Source organism: Brevundimonas alba, assembly GCF_011927945.1.
Taxonomy (GTDB): domain Bacteria; phylum Pseudomonadota; class Alphaproteobacteria; order Caulobacterales; family Caulobacteraceae; genus Brevundimonas; species Brevundimonas alba.
Window position 1 is genome coordinate 1876670 of the sequence record NZ_JAATJM010000001.1, and the last position, 16054, is coordinate 1892723.

At 68.7% G+C, this 16054-nt stretch carries 21 protein-coding genes; 6 read left to right on the forward strand and 15 right to left on the reverse strand.

From position 1 onward, the window contains the following. Together GGQ87_RS09160 and purL are read right to left on the reverse strand one after the other, a co-directional pair. Window positions 1–360, reverse strand: coding sequence for a DUF305 domain-containing protein (locus GGQ87_RS09160; protein ID WP_168046762.1), 360 nt, complete (start codon window positions 358–360; stop codon window positions 1–3). Continuing rightward, window positions 357–2576, reverse strand: a complete 2220-nt coding sequence (gene purL / locus GGQ87_RS09165) for a phosphoribosylformylglycinamidine synthase subunit PurL (protein WP_168046764.1) — start codon at window positions 2574–2576, stop codon at window positions 357–359. Before purL ends, GGQ87_RS09160 begins: the two co-directional genes overlap by 4 nt. A gap of 101 nt (window positions 2577–2677) precedes the next feature. Here purL and GGQ87_RS09170 point away from each other — a divergent pair, with 101 nt between their 5' ends. Together GGQ87_RS09170 and GGQ87_RS09175 are read left to right on the forward strand one after the other, a co-directional pair. Further along, window positions 2678–2824 (forward strand): hypothetical protein, encoded by a 147-nt coding sequence (locus GGQ87_RS09170; RefSeq protein WP_168046766.1) that lies wholly within the window; start codon window positions 2678–2680, stop codon window positions 2822–2824. Next, the gene (locus GGQ87_RS09175; protein WP_168046768.1) at window positions 2824–3066 is read left to right on the forward strand and encodes a Tat pathway signal protein; all 243 of its coding nucleotides are present in this window, start codon (window positions 2824–2826) and stop codon (window positions 3064–3066) included. Before GGQ87_RS09170 ends, GGQ87_RS09175 begins: the two co-directional genes overlap by 1 nt. Here GGQ87_RS09175 and GGQ87_RS09180 read toward each other — a convergent pair. Then, window positions 3063–3866, reverse strand: a complete 804-nt coding sequence (locus tag GGQ87_RS09180; RefSeq protein ID WP_168046770.1) for a hypothetical protein — start codon at window positions 3864–3866, stop codon at window positions 3063–3065. The two genes, GGQ87_RS09175 and GGQ87_RS09180, sit on opposite strands and share 4 nt — an antisense overlap. A gap of 112 nt (window positions 3867–3978) precedes the next feature. On the opposite strand from GGQ87_RS09180, the gene GGQ87_RS09185 reads away from it, so the two are divergent. Beyond that, complete coding sequence (locus GGQ87_RS09185) at window positions 3979–4245, forward strand: hypothetical protein (protein ID WP_209282424.1); 267 nt, start codon at window positions 3979–3981, stop codon at window positions 4243–4245. Here GGQ87_RS09185 and GGQ87_RS09190 read toward each other — a convergent pair. The 6 genes from GGQ87_RS09190 to purC form a co-directional block, all read right to left on the reverse strand. Further along, on the reverse strand, window positions 4242–4787 hold the full coding sequence (locus GGQ87_RS09190; protein ID WP_280644100.1) for a sugar O-acetyltransferase: 546 nt from the start codon (window positions 4785–4787) through the stop codon (window positions 4242–4244). The genes GGQ87_RS09185 and GGQ87_RS09190 overlap by 4 nt on opposite strands. Window positions 4788–4860: 73 nt before the next feature. Further along, window positions 4861–5523, reverse strand: a complete 663-nt coding sequence (gene purQ / locus GGQ87_RS09195) for a phosphoribosylformylglycinamidine synthase subunit PurQ (protein ID WP_168046774.1) — start codon at window positions 5521–5523, stop codon at window positions 4861–4863. Window positions 5524–5567: 44 nt separating this feature from the next. Beyond that, window positions 5568–6038: a YbhB/YbcL family Raf kinase inhibitor-like protein gene (locus GGQ87_RS09200; RefSeq protein WP_168046776.1), complete on the reverse strand. Its 471-nt coding sequence runs from the start codon at window positions 6036–6038 to the stop codon at window positions 5568–5570. Between the two features lie 47 nt (window positions 6039–6085). Further along, window positions 6086–6217: a hypothetical protein gene (locus GGQ87_RS15560; RefSeq protein ID WP_280644101.1), complete on the reverse strand. Its 132-nt coding sequence runs from the start codon at window positions 6215–6217 to the stop codon at window positions 6086–6088. Then, window positions 6214–6450, reverse strand: coding sequence for a phosphoribosylformylglycinamidine synthase subunit PurS (purS, locus tag GGQ87_RS09205; protein WP_168046778.1), 237 nt, complete (start codon window positions 6448–6450; stop codon window positions 6214–6216). The genes GGQ87_RS15560 and purS overlap by 4 nt, the downstream gene beginning before the upstream one ends. Further along, window positions 6450–7208, reverse strand: a complete 759-nt coding sequence (purC, locus tag GGQ87_RS09210) for a phosphoribosylaminoimidazolesuccinocarboxamide synthase (protein ID WP_168047470.1) — start codon at window positions 7206–7208, stop codon at window positions 6450–6452. Before purC ends, purS begins: the two co-directional genes overlap by 1 nt. 252 nt (window positions 7209–7460) lie before the next feature. On the opposite strand from purC, the gene GGQ87_RS09215 reads away from it, so the two are divergent. Beyond that, window positions 7461–7784, forward strand: coding sequence for a DUF1476 domain-containing protein (locus tag GGQ87_RS09215; protein ID WP_209282425.1), 324 nt, complete (start codon window positions 7461–7463; stop codon window positions 7782–7784). Window positions 7785–7799: 15 nt separating this feature from the next. Here the strand turns inward: GGQ87_RS09215 and GGQ87_RS09220 are convergent, their stop codons facing one another. From GGQ87_RS09220 to purB, 4 genes are all read right to left on the reverse strand, one after another. After that, window positions 7800–8375 (reverse strand): fasciclin domain-containing protein, encoded by a 576-nt coding sequence (locus GGQ87_RS09220; RefSeq protein ID WP_168046780.1) that lies wholly within the window; start codon window positions 8373–8375, stop codon window positions 7800–7802. Window positions 8376–8476: 101 nt separating this feature from the next. Then, window positions 8477–8971 (reverse strand): DNA-deoxyinosine glycosylase, encoded by a 495-nt coding sequence (locus GGQ87_RS09225; RefSeq protein ID WP_245161550.1) that lies wholly within the window; start codon window positions 8969–8971, stop codon window positions 8477–8479. Further along, complete coding sequence (locus GGQ87_RS09230; RefSeq protein ID WP_168044691.1) at window positions 8968–9294, reverse strand: hypothetical protein; 327 nt, start codon at window positions 9292–9294, stop codon at window positions 8968–8970. The genes GGQ87_RS09225 and GGQ87_RS09230 overlap by 4 nt, the downstream gene beginning before the upstream one ends. 16 nt (window positions 9295–9310) lie before the next feature. After that, complete coding sequence (gene purB, locus GGQ87_RS09235) at window positions 9311–10609, reverse strand: adenylosuccinate lyase (RefSeq protein ID WP_168046784.1); 1299 nt, start codon at window positions 10607–10609, stop codon at window positions 9311–9313. 130 nt (window positions 10610–10739) lie between these two features. Here purB and GGQ87_RS09240 point away from each other — a divergent pair, with 130 nt between their 5' ends. Beyond that, window positions 10740–11384 (forward strand): glutathione S-transferase, encoded by a 645-nt coding sequence (locus GGQ87_RS09240; RefSeq protein ID WP_168046786.1) that lies wholly within the window; start codon window positions 10740–10742, stop codon window positions 11382–11384. Window positions 11385–11575: 191 nt separating this feature from the next. On the opposite strand, the gene GGQ87_RS09245 is transcribed toward GGQ87_RS09240, so the two are convergent. Continuing rightward, window positions 11576–13204 carry a lytic transglycosylase domain-containing protein gene (locus GGQ87_RS09245; protein ID WP_209282426.1) on the reverse strand — a complete coding sequence of 543 codons (1629 nt, stop codon included), beginning with the start codon at window positions 13202–13204 and terminating at the stop codon, window positions 11576–11578. Window positions 13205–13397: 193 nt separating this feature from the next. Then, window positions 13398–14192 carry a uracil-DNA glycosylase gene (locus tag GGQ87_RS09250; RefSeq protein ID WP_168046790.1) on the reverse strand — a complete coding sequence of 265 codons (795 nt, stop codon included), beginning with the start codon at window positions 14190–14192 and terminating at the stop codon, window positions 13398–13400. Between the two features lie 201 nt (window positions 14193–14393). On the opposite strand from GGQ87_RS09250, the gene GGQ87_RS09255 reads away from it, so the two are divergent. Beyond that, window positions 14394–16049: an electron transfer flavoprotein-ubiquinone oxidoreductase gene (locus GGQ87_RS09255; RefSeq protein ID WP_245161551.1), complete on the forward strand. Its 1656-nt coding sequence runs from the start codon at window positions 14394–14396 to the stop codon at window positions 16047–16049. Window positions 16050–16054: the final 5 nt, after the last annotated feature.

The following is a 16054-nucleotide window of genomic DNA, read 5'->3' on the forward strand; positions in this document are numbered from 1 at the left end:
TCACTCGTCGGGCGTCGCCGCCGGCCGCAAAGCCTGGAGTTCGGCGATTTCCCGGCGACGGGCGGCGATCACCTTCTCGGCCGCGCGCCGCACCTCGGGATCGTCCGTGCGCTCGAGCAGAAGCGCGGTGGCCGAAATCGTGCGGCGGTGGTCCTCGATGGTCGCCTCGATCCAGGCCGTGTCGCCGCTCGTGGCGGGCGCGGCCTGCGCCGGCCGGGCGGCTTCTATCTCGGCGGTCGTTTTCGTCGCCGCCGCCTGACGGGCGGCCGCCGCATCGCGCAGGGCGCTGTCGACCGGATCTTCCCCGTCGCACCCCGTCAGAGCCAGACCGGCCGCGGTCAGGATCAGCAGCCGCTTCACCCTTGCACGCCTTCGATCCAGTTCGGCAGCCAGCTCTCGTGCATCTCGCGCAGGTGGTCGAGCGGCAGGCGGAACAGGTCGCCGTCCGGTCCGCCGGAGCAGAAGTCCCGGCCCCTGGCCCGGCCGACCACGCTGGCGTGGATGCCGGCGGCCTGTGCCGCCGCGATGATGTCCGTCGCCTCGGGCACGGCCACCAGATAGCGCGCCTGATCTTCCCCGAAGAGCAGGATGTGCGCGTGCGTCGCCGAGGTCGCGTCCAGCTCCACGCCGACGTCCGAGGCCAACGCCAGGTCCGCCGCCGCGCCGATCAGCCCGCCGTCGGACAGGTCGTGCACCACGGTCAGTTCGCCGCCTTCGATCAGGCCGCGAACGAAGTCGCCTGTCTTGCGCTCCAGCGCCAGATCGACCGGCGGCGGCGCACCCTCTTCGCGGCCCAGCACCTCGCGCAGATAGATCGAGGAGCCCAGCTCCCCGACCGTCTCGCCGATCAGCACCAGCACATCGCCCTCGGCCATGCCGCCGAAGCCGGTCACGACATCGTAGTTGGGCAGCAGGCCGACCGCGCCCACGGTCGGAGTCGGCGGAATGGCCGCGCCATTGGTCTCGTTATACAGGCTGACATTGCCGCTCACGACGGGGAAGTCCAGCACCCGGCAGGCCTCGGCCATGCCGTCGATGGCGCGGACGATCTGGCCCATGATCTCGGGCCGCTGCGGATTGCCGAAATTCAGATTGTCGGTGATGGCGATCGGGCGGCTGCCCACCGCCGTCAGGTTGCGCCAGGCCTCGGCGACGGCCTGTTTCCCGCCCTCGTAGGGGTCGGCCAGCACATAGCGCGGCGTGACGTCCGAGGTCATGGCCAGACCCTTGTCCGTACCATGCACCCGGACCACGCCCGCATCTGCGCCCGTCGAGGAGTCCTGCAGGGTGTCGGCCATGACGTGCCGGTCGTACTGCTCCCAGATCCAGCGCTTGGACGCCATGTCGGGGCATGTCAGCACCTTGATCACTGCATCGACCCAGCTGTCCGGCGCCGGGACCTCCTTCGGGTCGAGGCGCGGCCGCAGCTCGGGCTGGACCCACGGCCGGTCGTACAGGGGCGCGTCGTCGAACAGCGGCGCCAGCGGCACGTCGCAGACCGTTTCGCCGTGATGCTTCAGCACCAGATGGCCGGTGTCGGTCGTGATGCCGACGACGGCGGCGTCCAGACCCCATTTTTCGAAGATGCGGTAGCCGTCCTGCTCGCGGCCGGGCTTGAGCACCGCCAGCATCCGCTCCTGGCTTTCCGACAGCATCATCTCATAGGCGGTCATGTCCTCTTCGCGCTGGGGCACCATGTCCATGTTCAGCTCGATGCCGACGCCGCCCTTGCCGGCCATCTCGACCGACGACGACGTCAGGCCCGCCGCGCCCATGTCCTGGATCGCGGCGACCGCGCCTGACGCCATCAGCTCCAGCGTCGCCTCGATCAGCAGTTTCTCGGCGAACGGATCGCCGACCTGCACGGTCGGGCGCTTCTCGTCCGAATCCTCGTCGAACTCGGCCGAGGCCATGGTCGCGCCATGGATGCCGTCGCGGCCGGTCTTGGATCCGAAATAGACCACCGACAGGCCCGGCGCCGGGGCGGCCGAGTAGAACAGGCTGTCCGCCTTGGCCACGCCCACGCACATGGCGTTGACCAGGATGTTGCCGTTGTAGCCGGCGTGGAAATTGGTCTCGCCGCCCACGGTCGGCACGCCGACGCAGTTGCCGTAGCCGCCGATGCCGGACACCACGCCCTTGACCAGCCGCCTGGTCTTCTCGTGTGACGGATCGCCGAAGCGCAGGGCGTTCAGCAGGGCCACGGGCCGCGCGCCCATGGTGAAGACGTCGCGCATGATGCCGCCGACGCCCGTCGCCGCGCCCTGATAGGGCTCGATGAAGCTGGGGTGGTTATGCGACTCCATCTTGAAGATGCAGGCGTCGCCGTCGTCGATGTCGATCACGCCGGCGTTCTCGCCCGGCCCGCAGATCACCCGCGGCCCCTTGGTCGGGAATTTGCCGAGGTGAATCTTCGACGACTTGTAGGAGCAGTGCTCCGACCACATCACCGAGAACACGCCCAGCTCGACGTTGTTCGGCTCGCGCCCCAGCCGGTCGAGGACGACCTGATACTCATTGGGGGCCAAGCCGTATTCGGCGGCCAGTTCGGCCATGGTCTTTTCGGGAGCGCTCATGGCCCGGCCTTCTAGCCGCAAGTGGCGAGTCTGTCAGCCGTCGGCGGCGGAACATCGTCGCCGGCCCGCCATTGAGTCAGGCGAAGCCAAAGGAGGCCGCCATGACGGACCAGCCTGTCGACCCCGCCGCAACGCCCGAAGACCCCGACGCGCCCGAGATCGCCGCCGACGATGTGGGCGCCAGCGCCGCCGCCGAACGCGCCTCCAAACAGGCCGCCAACGACGACATGGCCGCGGAGAACGACTGATGGCCCGCACCGGCAGCGAGACCACGCCGACCCCGGCGGATCACCAGCAGATGGATCGCTCCAACGATCCGGAAATCACCCGCGAAATGGACGAGGCCGCGCCGGAGCAGGCCTTGGCCAGCCGTCGGCAACGCTTCGCCGGGTCCGCCACGGGCGTCGGCAGCGTCGGCTTCGACGAGAAAGGCGCCTTCGACGTCGGCGATCCCGACGCCGATCCGGAGGAGAACCCCGAGGCCGGCTAGGCCGCTTCGGGACGCTCCACCCCCGGCCGCAGCCGGAAGGTCAGGATCACGGCCCCGACGAGAACCGCCACCGCCGCGGCCAGCGCGACATAGGCCAGCGGCGTGTTCCGTTCCTGCTCGGCCACGAACGCGCCGAGCAGACCCCAGGCCACGGGCAGGGCGTAGGCCAGCATCCGCAGCCTCACCGTCACGCCCAGCGCCACCAGGGCGACGACGCCGATGGCCAGCATGGCCCAGACGGTCGGACTGACCGACGTCGGCAGGTCGCCATTGCCAGTCAGAATCGTCAGCAGATTCACCGGCGCCGCCACCGTCAGCCAGCCGGCCAGCAGGGCCAGCGGCCAGACCACCATCCAGCGGTCCCGCTCTGTCCGGCCCAGCGCCCGTACCGCGCCGCTGTTGGCGAGGAGCGGAACCAGCAGCACCAGAAGCGACGCGAAGATCAGCACGACCGTCGCCCACTCCCAGTCGAACGCGGCCGCCACGACCCACCAGCCGATGCCGAGGAAGGCCGCGACCGAGGGCCAGCCGAGCCGGTGGATCAGCAGGCTCTCGCCGGTCTGCTTCAGCACCTGCCGGACGGCGTAGATGAGTATGCCGAGATAGATCACGCCCCAGATCGAGAAGGCGTATCCCGCCACCCGAAGGGTCGCATCGCTGTCGGCCGAGAACTCCGCCGGCGTCTGGCCCCAGCCCATCAGCACCTGTGTCTGGCCGACCACCACGGCGAAGATGGCGCTGGCGAGCACGATCAGACGCCGGGTCATCTGGGCGGAGGTGGGGCGGACGATCGAGGACATGGCGTCTCCTGCGGCGGCACGGTGTGTGGAGACTACGCACCGGAACCCGCGTCGGTTCACCCGTCGGAACCTCGACCGTCGCGCGCGGGTTCCTTTGGCAAAGGAGACCACCATGGCCGACGAAACCGACCGCCCCGACGAAACGCCCGTGTTCGAGACTGATTTCGTCCAGGCCGACCGGGCCCGCGAGCAGGGTCTCGGCCTCGGCGAGCGCGAGCTGAACGCCCAGCGTGACCCCGGCGGCGTCCGCACCGCCGACGAGGATCCCACGATGGAGGACGGCGCCTCGCTGAACTCGGATGACGACGATGCGCTGGACCAGTCGATCGGCGTCCAGGGCTCGGCCGACGGCGAGCTTCGCCGCGCCGACGACGTCTAGCGCCTGACCCGGGCCGGATTGCCCACGGCGGTCGCGCCCGCAGGCACGTCACGGGTGACGACGGCCCCGGCGCCGATCACGGCGTCGTCACCGATGGTCACGCCCGGCAGGATCAGCGCCCCTCCGCCGATCCACACATTGGTCCCGATCACGATCGGCCGCCCGAACTCGATGCCGGCGGCGCGCTCGGCGAAGTCACGCGGGCGGTCGGCGGTTAGAATCTGCACCCCGGGCCCGATCTGCGTCCCGTCTCCGATCTCGACCTCGCAGACATCCAGAACGATGCAGTTGAAGTTGAGGAAGACGTTGCGGCCCAGCCGGATGTTGTAGCCGTAGTCGCAGTGGAAGGGCGGGCCTATCACCGCGCCTTCTCCAACCTCGCCCAGCCGCTGGCGCAGCAGGTCGCGCCGTTCAGCCGGCGTCGAGCCGAGGGCGGCGTTGTAGCGCGCCATCCACTGCTGCGCCGTGCTCTGGTCGGCCTGAAGCTCCGGGTCGCCGGGATCGTACGGCAGGCCAGAAATCATCTTCTGGCGTTCGCTCATGAACATGGTGGTCCCCCGCTACGCATCCGTGCCGACTTCGGCCGCAGCGATGGCCGCGGTCAAGCCCGGCGTGTCAGGCGGCGGCGAAGACGCTGCGGAACAGGGTCGCGCCGTCGGCCGAGCCGAGCTCTTCCTCGAACGCCCTGTCGGGGTGGGGCATCATGCCCAGCACATTGCCTTGCGCGTTCTGGATGCCGGCGATGTCCGCGACCGAGCCGTTCGGATTGTCGACATAGCGGAACACGACCTGCCCCTCGCCCTCGAGCCGGGCCAGCGTCTCGGCGTCGGCGAAGTAATTCCCGTCGCCATTGCCCTGGGTCATGATCACTTCGCGCTGGCCCTGATAGCCTGCGGTGAAGCGGGTCTGGCCGTTGGCGACGGTCAGGCTGATCGGCTTGCAGACGTATTTCAGCCCGGCGTTCTTCAGCAGCGCGCCCGGCAGCATCCCGGCCTCGCACAGGATCTGGAAGCCGTTGCAGATGCCGACCACGGCCACGCCGTCGTCCGCGGCCTTCTTCACCGCCTGCATCACCGGGGACTGCACCGCCATCGCGCCGCAGCGCAGATAGTCGCCGTAGGAGAACCCACCGGGCAGCACGATCAGGTCCAGCCCCGACGGCAGCTCCGTCTCCTGGTGCCATACCATTTGGACGGTCTCGCCCGTCGAGCGTTCGATCGCGACCTTGCAGTCGCGGTCGCAGTTTGACCCCGGGAAGACGATGACGGCTGCGCTCATGGGCGCGCCTCTAGCACCGTTCGGAGGCGATGTCAGGGCGCCCGTCAGCCTTGGCCGGTGTTCTCGTACGTCGCCGTGATCGTCGCCTTCGCCAGCGTGTGGAAATGCAGGTTGAAGCCGAACACCGCGCCCGAGTTGTCCGGCGTCACGTCCAGCTTTTCCGTGTCCACGGCGAAGACGGTGAAGATGTAGCGGTGTGGCCCATGCCCCGGCGGCGGGGCGGCGCCGCCGAAGCCCGGCGAGCCATAGTCCGTGCGACCCTCGACGGCTCCGGACGGGACGGGCCCTCCGGTGGACAGCTCCGTCACATCCGCCGGAATATTGGCCACGGTCCAGTGCCAGAAGCCCGAGCCCGTCGGCGCGTCCGGGTCGTAGCAGGTCACGGCGTAGCTCTTCGTCCCCTCGGGCGCGCCGGACCATTTCAGATGCGGCGAGGTGTTCCCCTTCGCCTGCACCTGCGCGTCGGGCAGCACGCCGCCGTCGGTGATGTCGTTGGAGCTGAGGGTGAAGGTCATGGGCGCCTCGTCAATGATCGTCGAACGACCCTAACGCACGAGCGGCCTCAATGTCCCTGCTGCTGCGCCGCCGTCGTGAAGGCGCTGTCGTCCATCAGCCCGCCCGCCAGAGCCGCCGCGAAGATCACGCAGGACACCATGATGAACAGGGCGATGGCCAGTTTCAGTCCGCGCTTCACGCGACCTCGATGCGGTAGCTTTCGATGACGGTGTTGGCGAGCAGGGTCTCGCACATCTTCTTCGCTTCGGCTGCGGGATCGGCCGCGCCGTCCAGATCGAACTCGACCAGCTTGCCCACGCGAGCGTTGGCCACGCCGCCCCAGCCAAGGCCGTGCAACGCGCCTTCGACGGCCTTGCCCTGAACGTCCAGCACGCCCGGCTTCAGGAACACGTGAACCTTCACCTTGGCCATCAGTGCAGCCCCCCCTGAATCACGGTCGGCATGTCCTTCATGATGCCGAGGCGGCGGGCCACCTCGGTGTAGCTCTCGATGACATTGCCCAGATCGCGGCGGAAGCGGTCCTTGTCCAGCTTCTCGCCCGTGGCGCTGTCCCACAGCCGGCACGAATCGGGACTGATCTCGTCGGCGAGGATCACGCGGCTGAAGTCGTTCTCCCAGATGCGGCCGAACTCGATCTTGAAGTCCACCAGGGTGATGCCGACGGCGCCGAACATGCCCGACAGATAGTCGTTCACGCGAACGGTCATGGCGAGGATGTCGTCCAGCTCCTGGGTCGAGGCCCAGTTGAAGGCCGTGATGTGCTCCTCGGTGACCATAGGGTCGTTGAGCTCGTCCTTCTTGAGGTAGAATTCGATGATCGAGCGGGGCAGGGGCGTGCCCTCGTCGATGCCCAGCCGCTGGCTCATCGAACCGGCGACGATGTTGCGGCAGACGACCTCGAGCGGAATGATCTCGACCTCGCGGATCAGCTGCTCGCGCAGGTTCAGCCGCTTGATGAAGTGGTTGGTCACGCCGATGCCGTTGAGGCGCGCCATGACGAACTCGCTGATGCGGTTGTTGATGACACCCTTGCCCTCGAGCTGCGCCTTCTTCTCGCCGTTGAAAGCGGTGGCGTCGTCCTTGAAATACTGGATCAGGGTGCCGGGCTCGGGGCCTTCGTAGAGGATCTTGGCCTTGCCCTCGTAGAGCTTCTTGCGCTTGACGTTCATCATCACGGGTCCGGGCGGGGCCTCGCCGGAAACGAAAATCGCGCGGCCAGCACGGTGGTCTGGGCGGCGCGATCCTGAATCGGGCGGGCGGGAGAATTGGTCGGCCACCCCTTACCGGAAGCCGGGCTGCGACACAAACAGCGGCGCGCGCAGGACCCCCTCCGGTTTCCGTTGCGTTCGCCCCCCGGGGAGCTATAGACCTGCTCGACCGCGGCCACCTCACGAGCCGCCTGACGGAGCCTGCAGACGCCCATGACGACCTTCGACGATCGGGAAAGGGGCTTCGAGTCCAAGTTCGCCCTCGATCAGGAACAGGAATTCAAGGCGATCGCCCGGCGCAACAAGCTGCTGGGGCTGTGGGCCGCCGAGAAGATGGGTCTGTCGCCGGAAACGGCCGACCAGTACGCCGGCGCGGTCGTCCGGGCGGACTTCGAGCAGCCGGGCGAGGAAGACGTCTACCGCAAGATCGCCCAGGACCTCGAAGGCGCCGGCCTGACCGTCTCGGAAGGCGAAATCCGCCGCAAGATGGACGAGCTGTCCTCGGTCGCCCGCGAGCAGATTCGCAACGGCGAATAGCCGCCGGCCCGCCCGCTAGCCGGGCGACAGCACCGTATCCAGTCCATGGATCACGCCGTTGGAGCCGACCATGTCGGCCTCGATGACGCGCGCCACGCCCCCCGCCGCATCGGTCAGCCCGATGGATCCGTCCGGATTGGTCTTCGCCGTCAGCGTGCCGCCCTGCATCGTCGTCAGCGCCAGCGACCCGCCGGCGGCCTGAATCCGCTGCGCCAGCGCGGCCGCATCCAGTCGGCCGGGGACGATGTGATAGGTCAGCAACCGCCGCAGCTCCGCCTTGCCTTCGGGCTTGGTCAGGGCGTCGCGCCGCTCGGCGGGCACCTTTTCGAAAGCGGCGTTGGTCGGGGCGAATACGGTGAAGGGGCCGCCTCCGCCAAGGGTCGCGGCCACCTCGGCTGTCTGCAGGGCGCTGACCAGGGTGGTGAAGTCCGGACCGCGCTGGGCGACGAGCAACACCGTGTCGGTCGTGGCGGGCGCAGGCGCGGGAGCCGCCGACGGCGCGGCGGCTTGCTTCGGCACCTCACGGTTGTCGCAGCCCGGCAGGATGGCGGCGCACGCCAGCACGGCAAGCAAGGTACCGGTCGTTCTCATCGCAGGGCCTCCTGACGCCGCCGCTATGACGGCTTCACAGACTGATATGGCTCAGCCGTCGAAAGGATGCGCCCGGGCGGCGATTTCCCCAAACCCGCGCGTCACGCGATCCACGGCGACAGCACTGACCACGCGAGCGCCTTGTCCGCGAACCGCCGTGCGTGCGCCGGACTGGACGAGGGCAAGTCGATCAGGGTGAGGCTTTCGCCGACGTCCCTGAGGACCGCCCGTCCCAGCCGCGCGGCTGTGCCTCCGTTGAAGGCGACCACTCGCAGATCCGGCAGGGCCTCGACCAGCCCCCGCAGGTCCGCCGCCTCCGGCAGCCGGATCGCCGCGTCGAGGCTGCCCGGCCTTTCCGCGCTGGCGATGACGTCCCACAGCCCCACGCGCGCCGCCGTCAGCGCGGCCAGCCGGTCCTCGTAGGGCAGGGCGGCCAGTTCGCGCCTGATGACCCCTCCGATCAACCGCCAGAAGGCGTTCTGCGGATGCCCGTAATACTGCCCCGCCCTCAGCGAGGTGTCGCCGGGAAGACTTCCGAGGATCAGCAGCCGCGTCCGCTCATCGACGACCGGATCGAAGGCGCGCTTGCGGTTCAGAGCGTCCGCATCCGGACCGTGAAACGCACCCGTTCTCCCGTTGCCGGCCGGCCGTCCTCCCAACGGAATTTGTAGCCCCGCGAGGCGCATTCAGCGGCATAGCGAAGCTCCCGCGAAGTGTCGGGCTCGAACTCGCAACGCGTGGGACCGCCGATGCTGTTCACTTCACAGCTCACCGGGACCGCGAAATCTCGCCCGCGGGGAAGATCCCTCAGGCATCGGCTGATCCCGCGGGACGGCTGGTCGAAAGTCCTGACGATCGTCCTGCCTTCCGGATTGGCGGCCGAATCCTGGCCCAGCATGGCGGCGAGCAGGGCGAACATGCTGATCATCATGCGGTCAGTTTCCGAACACCCGCGCGAACACGGTGTCCACGTGCTTGGTGTGATAGCCGATGTCGAACAGCGCCTCGAGCTGCGCCTCCGGCAGCGTCACCCGCTCGTCGGCCTTCAGGAAGTCGAGGAACCGGCCTTCGCCGCGCCAGACCTTCATGGCGTTCTCCTGCACCGCGGCATAGGCGCTCTCGCGCGACACGCCCGCCTGGGTCAGCGCCAGCATGACCCGCTGGGAGTGAACCAGCCCGCCCAGCAGGTTCAGGTTCTTCTCCATATTGGCCGGATAGATGTTCAGCCGCTCGACCACGTTCGCCAGCCGGTGCAGGGCGAAGTCGAGATGGATCGTCGCGTCCGGTCCGATGCCGCGCTCGACCGATGAATGGCTGATATCCCGCTCGTGCCAGAGGGCGACGTTCTCCATCGCCGGCGTCACCGCCGAACGCACCAGCCGAGCCAGACCGGTCAGGTTCTCGGTCAGGATCGGGTTGCGCTTGTGCGGCATGGCCGACGAGCCCTTCTGGCCCTTGTCGAAGAACTCTTCGGCCTCCAGCACCTCGGTGCGCTGCAGGTGGCGGATCTCGACGGCGAGCCGTTCGACCGACGAGGCGACGACGCCCAGCGCCGCGAAGAAGGCGGCGTGCCGGTCGCGCGGGATGACCTGGGTCGAGACCGGCTCGACCTGCAGGCCCATCTTGTCCGCCACATAGGCCTCGACCGCCGGATCGACGTTGGCGAATGTGCCGACCGCGCCCGAGATGGCGCAGGTGGCGATCTCTTCCTTGGCCGTCAGCAGGCGGCGCCTGGCCCGCTGGAATTCGGCATGATAGCCGACCAGCTTCAGGCCGAAGGTCACCGGCTCGGCGTGGATGCCGTGGCTGCGCCCCACGCACGGCGTGAATTTGTGCTCCTTCGCCCGGGTTTCCAGCGCGGCCAGAACGCGGTCCGTACCCTCGATCAGCAGGTCCGCCGAACGTGCCAGCTGCACCGCGAAACAGGTATCCAGCACGTCCGAGGAGGTCATGCCCTGGTGCAGGAACCGCGCCTCGTCGCCGACGATCTCGGCCACGTGCGTCAGGAAGGCGATGACGTCGTGCTTGGTGGTGCGTTCGATCTCGTCGATGCGGTCGGCGTCGAACGCCGCATCCTTGCCCTTGGCCCAGATCGCATCGGCGGCGTCGGCGGGGATCACGCCCAGCTCGGCCATCTTGGTGGCGGCGTGCGCCTCGATCTCGAACCAGATCCGGTATTTGGTCTCCTGCGACCAGATATCGACGGCGGCGGGGCGGGAATAGCGGATGATCATGGGCGCGGGGTGTCGGTCCCGGGCCGCCGCGAGTCAAGCGCAGCTTGTGGCGGGCCACGGTGAACTCGCCCACCGGGGCATGGCGGATCGTGCCGGCTCGCTCTAATCCTTCCGCTCGATGGAGGGACACATGGAACTGATCATCGGGCCGCGCCTGTATTCGACGTGGTCGCTGCGGCCGTGGCTGGTGCTGAAGCGCTGCAAGGCGGACTTCACCGTCCGCGAGATCGACATCTACTCCCCCGCCGGTCAGGCGGAGCTGGAGCGCATATCACCCTCCCGCCTCGTGCCCCTGCTCAACGTCGATGGCGAGACCGTCTGGGACTCGATGGCCATCTCGGTCTGGTGCGCCGAACGCTATCCTGAGGCCAAGCTGTGGCCCTCGGACGCCCACGCCCGCTGGCTGGCGCGGTCCGCCGCCTGCGAGATGCACGGCGGCTTCATGGCGCTTCGCACCGCCTGCAGCATGGGTCCGGACCACACCATGGTCGGCCCCGATCGTTCGCCGCCGCCGAAAGGCGAGGCCGTCGATCGCGATATCCGCCGCATCGTCGAACTCTGGAAGCAGATGCGCGGCCGCTTTGGCGCGGGGGGTCCCTACCTGTTCGGGGAATGGTCTGTGCCCGACGCCTTCTTCACGCCCGTGGCCACCCGATTCCGTCACTTCCAGGTCGATCTGGCCGCCCAGGGCGACGACGGGACCGCCGCCGCCTACCGCGATGCCCTCTTGGCTCAGCCTGACTTTCTGGAGTGGTCGGCGGAAGCGTTGCGTTAACCGCGCGCCCGAACCCGGCCTTAAGACAACGGCGGTATCTCTGGACCTCCAGATGCGCAGAAGCGTTCAGGGTCAGCCATGTCGATGCCCGCCGAACAGCCCCAAGCCCGCCGCCCCAGCCTGATGGTCTACGGGCTGATGATCGTCATCGCCTGCTGCCTGCCGGCCCTGCTTCTCGCAGGGATCTAGGGCTAGCCCTCGGTCGCCGGAGCCGACGCCACTTCCACAGGCTGGGAGGAAGGCGGCGGCGGCACATAGTCCAGCGCCAGCGGCACCAGCGTCGCCCCCGACGCCACTGCATCCAGCGTGTTCAGCGGGCGGCCGTTCAGACGCTGGTAGATCCAGTAGGCCGCGACGACCTTTTCGACATACTCCCGCGCCTGCGGCACATCGATGGTCTCGATCAGCAGCAGCGGATCGGCGTCCTGGCCCAGCTTGCGCACGGCAGCGACCATCGGACCCGGACCTGCGTTGTAAGACGCCGAAACCCTCAGCAGGTCGCCGTTGATCGCCGGCATCGCCAGCACCTTGTTGACATAGGCCTGACCCAGACGGGCGTTCACCGCGGGATCGAACAGCCGGTCGGGCTCGGACACGAACCCGCGGTCGTTGGCCAGTTCGGCAGCCGTGGTCGGCATCACCTGCATCAGGCCATAGGCGCCGACCGGCGACCGGGCGCGGGCGTTGAAGTCGGTTTCCTTGCGGGCGATGGCGTAGACCAGCGAGCGTTCGATGGTGAAGCCGCCGTCGGGCGCGATCTCGGGCTGCGGATAGCGGCCTGCGTCGATGCGTCGGCCGTCGTCGCTGACGCCCATCACGCGCGGACCGAGCGCGCGTCCGAGCGCGGCCCACAGCTGGCGCCCACGATCCGTCAGGGCCGAGCGCAGGCCGGTGCGCAGTTCGTCGCGGGCGTCCGTGCCCCGGCCGACCTCATAGTAGGCCACCGTCCGCCGGGCCCGGTCGTCCGAGCGGATGAAGGCGTTCAGCTCGTCGGCGTCCACATCGGCCGGTTCGTCCGGCTGGTAGGAGGCGCGGTGCAGGGGCGCGGCCTGATACGGCGTCGGCCCGACGTTCTCGATGGCGGGTTCCTCGCCCAGCTGACGCAGCGCGATCTGTCCATAGAAGGTCGCCGGCCAGGCTCCGGCGCGGCGGAGCAGGGGCTGCACGCGATCCTGCTGACCCGAGCGGCCCGCCGACCGGGCGGCCCAGAAGGCGGCGCCCGAACGGACCCAGCCATCCTCGGTCGGATCATTCAGCACGCGTTCGAAGGCGGTGGTCGACTTGCCGAACTCGCCCAGCCGGTACTGCGCCAACCCGACCACCCACCAGTCGCCGATCTGCTCGCCCAGCGTCACCGCGCCGGTCAGATCGTCGTGGTTCAGGGCGATGCGCGCCGCCTTGGTCGGATCGTCCGCCGAGGCCCCGCCGCCGGCCGCAACGACGCTGGACCACGTCCGGCCGCTGACACTCGAGGGCCGCTTCGGCTCAGGCGCGCCGTCGGGACGGCGGCGCAGGGCCAGATTGTAGGCGCGCGGGGCGCACGGCAGGTCGGAATACTCCTCCAGCCACGCCGCCAGCTCTTCATAGGTGGCCGAATAGTCGGCGTGAAACAGCCGTTCGAACTCGACCTGTCCAAGAAGCACACGATCGTTGGCCTGCCGGGCCGAGGCGCGGGCGGCCTCCAGGTCTCCGCGGCGCAGGGCGTCGAAGGCGGTGGTGTAGCTCAGGCGATCCGCGGCGCTCAGGGCCGAAACGCCCCGCCGGTTCTCATCCTCGGCGTGCGAGGGCAGGGCGGCCCCCAGAGCGAGGGCGAACGCCAATGCAATCGTCGGCGCGGAAAACGCGCGGCGGATATCAAGCGGCACTGAGGCGGCCCCCCTTAGAGCGCGATCTGGATCGTCTCGACTCGATCCACCCGACGCTGTTCGTTCGGTCGTCAGGCCAGAAAGGCGCCACAGCCCCGGCCCGTGTCAAGGAATGACCCCATTTTGCGGCGGTTTTGCGTCGTCCGGGTTAACGAGCTTCGCCGTTCTCGAGCCGCGCCGCCAGCGCCAACATGTCCGCCCACGCCTGCCGTTTGGCCATCGGCTGACGCAGCAGGAAGGCCGGATGCAGCGTCGGCAGGGCCGGGGCGGAGACGTTTCCCTCGGCGAGCCGCCACTCGCGCCATTGGCCCCGCAGCTTCAGAATCCCTTCATCCACCCCCAGCACGGCCTTTGCCGAGGCCCCGCCGACAAGCAGCACCGCCCGGGGCTTCAGCAGCGCGAAAGCCCGCTCAACGAACGGCGCACAGACGGCCTGTTCCGCCGGGGTCGGGGTCCGGTTGCCCGGCGGGCGCCAGAACACCGTGTTGGTGATGAACACACGGCCCTCCAGCCCGGCCTCCTTCAGCATCCGGTCCAGCAGCTGGCCCGCCTTGCCGACGAACGGCTGACCGCGCTCGTCCTCCTCCGCGCCGGGGCCTTCGCCGATGACCAGCACCTCGGCCTCGGGATTGCCCCGCGCGAACACCGCCTGCCGTGCACCCAACCCCCGCAGCGGACAGCCTTCGAACATCGCGATGGCCTGCCCGAGCTCTTCCAGCGTGCCCGCGCCCGCCGCCAGACGCCGCGCCTCCGACAGGGCGTCCGCCGTGTCGACGACAGGCGTCACGGCCGCCGTCGCCTTGGCCACGGCCTTCACGGCGGGCGGCGGCTCCACATGCGTCCGGTCCACCGGCGCGTCGCCGTAACAGGCGTCGACCCCCGCATCGCGCCAGAAGGCGAGCAGGCTCTCGGTCGCGGCGATGTCGGGGCTGTGCAGCGTCATGGGCGGATCGGCACAGGGATAGTCCTTGACCGCCCCGGCGTCACCTTCCGATAAGGCATGACCCACAAGACCCTGACGATGACGAGGATTTCAGCCATGGCCGAGGACGCTATCGAAGGCGGCGGGACGAACGCCTGGCAGGAAGCCGTGATCGACAAGCTCCCGCCTGCCGAGGCGCTGGCCGGCGTCGAGCGCGAGGTCATGGAGTACGATGTCGTCATCGTCGGCGGCGGCCCCGCCGGCCTCGCCTCCGCCATCCGCCTCAAGCAGCGGGCGGAAAAGGACGGCAAGGAGATCTCCGTCGCCGTGCTCGAGAAGAGCGCCGAGATCGGCGGCCACATCCTGTCCGGGGCAGTGATCGATCCCCGCGCCCTGACCGAACTCTTCCCCGACTGGAAGGAACGCGGCGCGCCGCTGGAAACGCCGGTCACCCGCGACCGCTTCCTCGTCCTCGGCCCGCAGGGCGAGGCCTCGCTGCCGATGTTCCTGCTGCCGCCGATGATGCACAACGACGGCTGCTACATCGCCTCGCTGGGCAACCTGTGCCGCTGGCTCGGCGAACAGGCCGAGGCGCTGGGCGTCGAGGTCTATCCCGGCATGGCCGCCAGCCACGTCGTCTGGGACGAGCCCATGGGCCGGGTGAAGGGCGTCGTCGCCGGCGTCTTCGGCATCGACCGGGAAGGCAAGCCGACCGGCGAGTTCCAGCCCGGCATCGAACTGCACGGCAAATACGTCTTCATCGCCGAGGGCGTGCGCGGCTCGCTGGCCAAGACCATCATGGCCCGCCACAACCTGTGCGACACGGCCGAGCCCCAGAAGTTCGGCATCGGCATCAAGGAGCTGTGGCAGGTCCCGGCGGAGCAGCACCAGCCGGGTCTAGCCCAGCACACCACCGGCTGGCCGCTGGACGAGAACACCGGCGGCGGCAGCTTCATGTATCATTTCGGGGACCGCTACGTCGCCGTCGGCTACGTGGTGCACCTGAACTACAAGAACCCGTTCCTGTCGCCGTTCGACGAGTTCCAGCGCTTCAAGCACCACCCCTCCATCGCCGAACATCTCGTGGGTGGGACGCGCATCTCCTACGGCGCCCGCGCCATCACCGAGGGCGGCTTCCAGTCGGTGCCGAAGCTGTCGTTCCCCGGCGGGGCGCTGATCGGCTGCTCGGCCGGCTTCGTGAACGTGCCGCGCATCAAGGGCAGCCACAACGCCATGAAGACCGGCATGCTCGCCGCTGACTGCGCCTATGAGGCCATCTCGGCCGGTCGCGCCGGTGACCAGCTGGTCGAATACCAGACCGCCTACGAGAACAGCTGGGTCTATCAGGAGCTCAAGCGCGTCCGGAACGCCAAACCCCTGCTGACCCGGTTCGGCACCTCGCTGGGCGGGGCGCTAGGCCTTTTCGACATGTGGTTCCAGACCGTGTTCGGGGGCTTCTCGCTGTTCGGCACGCTGAAGCACAAGAAGACCGACGCCGCCTCGACTGAACCCGCGTCGAAGCACAGGCCGATCGTCTATCCGAAGCCGGACGGAAAGCTGTCCTTCGACAAGCTGTCCTCGGTCTTCGTCTCCAACACCAACCACGCCGAGGACCAGCCGGCCCATCTGAAGCTGCTTGATCCGTCCGTGCCGATCCGGGTCAACCTGCCGAAATACGGCGAGCCCGCGCGTCTCTACTGCCCGGCCGGCGTCTACGAGGTCGTCTATGGCGACGAGGCGGCCAAGACCGATCCCCGCTTCGTCATCAACGCCCAGAACTGCGTCCACTGCAAAACCTGCGACATCAAGGATCCGTCGCAGAACATCGTCTGGACCACGCCCGAGGGCGGCGGCGGCCCCAACTATCCGAACATGTGACGGCC

Bases quoted from the DNA above. Each gene is read 5' to 3' on its own strand.
- GGQ87_RS09250 (WP_168046790.1), bottom strand. From the start codon at position 14,192: ATGACGCTGCACAGCCCCGACATCGCCGCGACCGAGAGCCTGCTCGCC.
- purL (WP_168046764.1), bottom strand. From the start codon at position 2,576: ATGAGCGCTCCCGAAAAGACCATGGCCGAACTGGCCGCCGAATACGGC.
- GGQ87_RS09230 (WP_168044691.1), bottom strand. From the start codon at position 9,294: ATGTTCGCCCTGCTCGCCGCCATGCTGGGCCAGGATTCGGCCGCCAAT.
- purB (WP_168046784.1), bottom strand. From the start codon at position 10,609: ATGATCATCCGCTATTCCCGCCCCGCCGCCGTCGATATCTGGTCGCAG.
- GGQ87_RS09215 (WP_209282425.1), top strand. From the start codon at position 7,461: ATGACGACCTTCGACGATCGGGAAAGGGGCTTCGAGTCCAAGTTCGCC.
- GGQ87_RS09255 (WP_245161551.1), top strand. From the start codon at position 14,394: ATGGAGTACGATGTCGTCATCGTCGGCGGCGGCCCCGCCGGCCTCGCC.
- GGQ87_RS09220 (WP_168046780.1), bottom strand. From the start codon at position 8,375: ATGAGAACGACCGGTACCTTGCTTGCCGTGCTGGCGTGCGCCGCCATC.
- GGQ87_RS09175 (WP_168046768.1), top strand. From the start codon at position 2,824: ATGGCCCGCACCGGCAGCGAGACCACGCCGACCCCGGCGGATCACCAG.
- GGQ87_RS09190 (WP_280644100.1), bottom strand. From the start codon at position 4,787: ATGAGCGAACGCCAGAAGATGATTTCTGGCCTGCCGTACGATCCCGGC.
- purS (WP_168046778.1), bottom strand. From the start codon at position 6,450: ATGGCCAAGGTGAAGGTTCACGTGTTCCTGAAGCCGGGCGTGCTGGAC.
- purQ (WP_168046774.1), bottom strand. From the start codon at position 5,523: ATGAGCGCAGCCGTCATCGTCTTCCCGGGGTCAAACTGCGACCGCGAC.
- GGQ87_RS09170 (WP_168046766.1), top strand. From the start codon at position 2,678: ATGACGGACCAGCCTGTCGACCCCGCCGCAACGCCCGAAGACCCCGAC.
- GGQ87_RS09240 (WP_168046786.1), top strand. From the start codon at position 10,740: ATGGAACTGATCATCGGGCCGCGCCTGTATTCGACGTGGTCGCTGCGG.
- GGQ87_RS09185 (WP_209282424.1), top strand. From the start codon at position 3,979: ATGGCCGACGAAACCGACCGCCCCGACGAAACGCCCGTGTTCGAGACT.
- GGQ87_RS09180 (WP_168046770.1), bottom strand. From the start codon at position 3,866: ATGTCCTCGATCGTCCGCCCCACCTCCGCCCAGATGACCCGGCGTCTG.
- GGQ87_RS09200 (WP_168046776.1), bottom strand. From the start codon at position 6,038: ATGACCTTCACCCTCAGCTCCAACGACATCACCGACGGCGGCGTGCTG.
- purC (WP_168047470.1), bottom strand. From the start codon at position 7,208: ATGAACGTCAAGCGCAAGAAGCTCTACGAGGGCAAGGCCAAGATCCTC.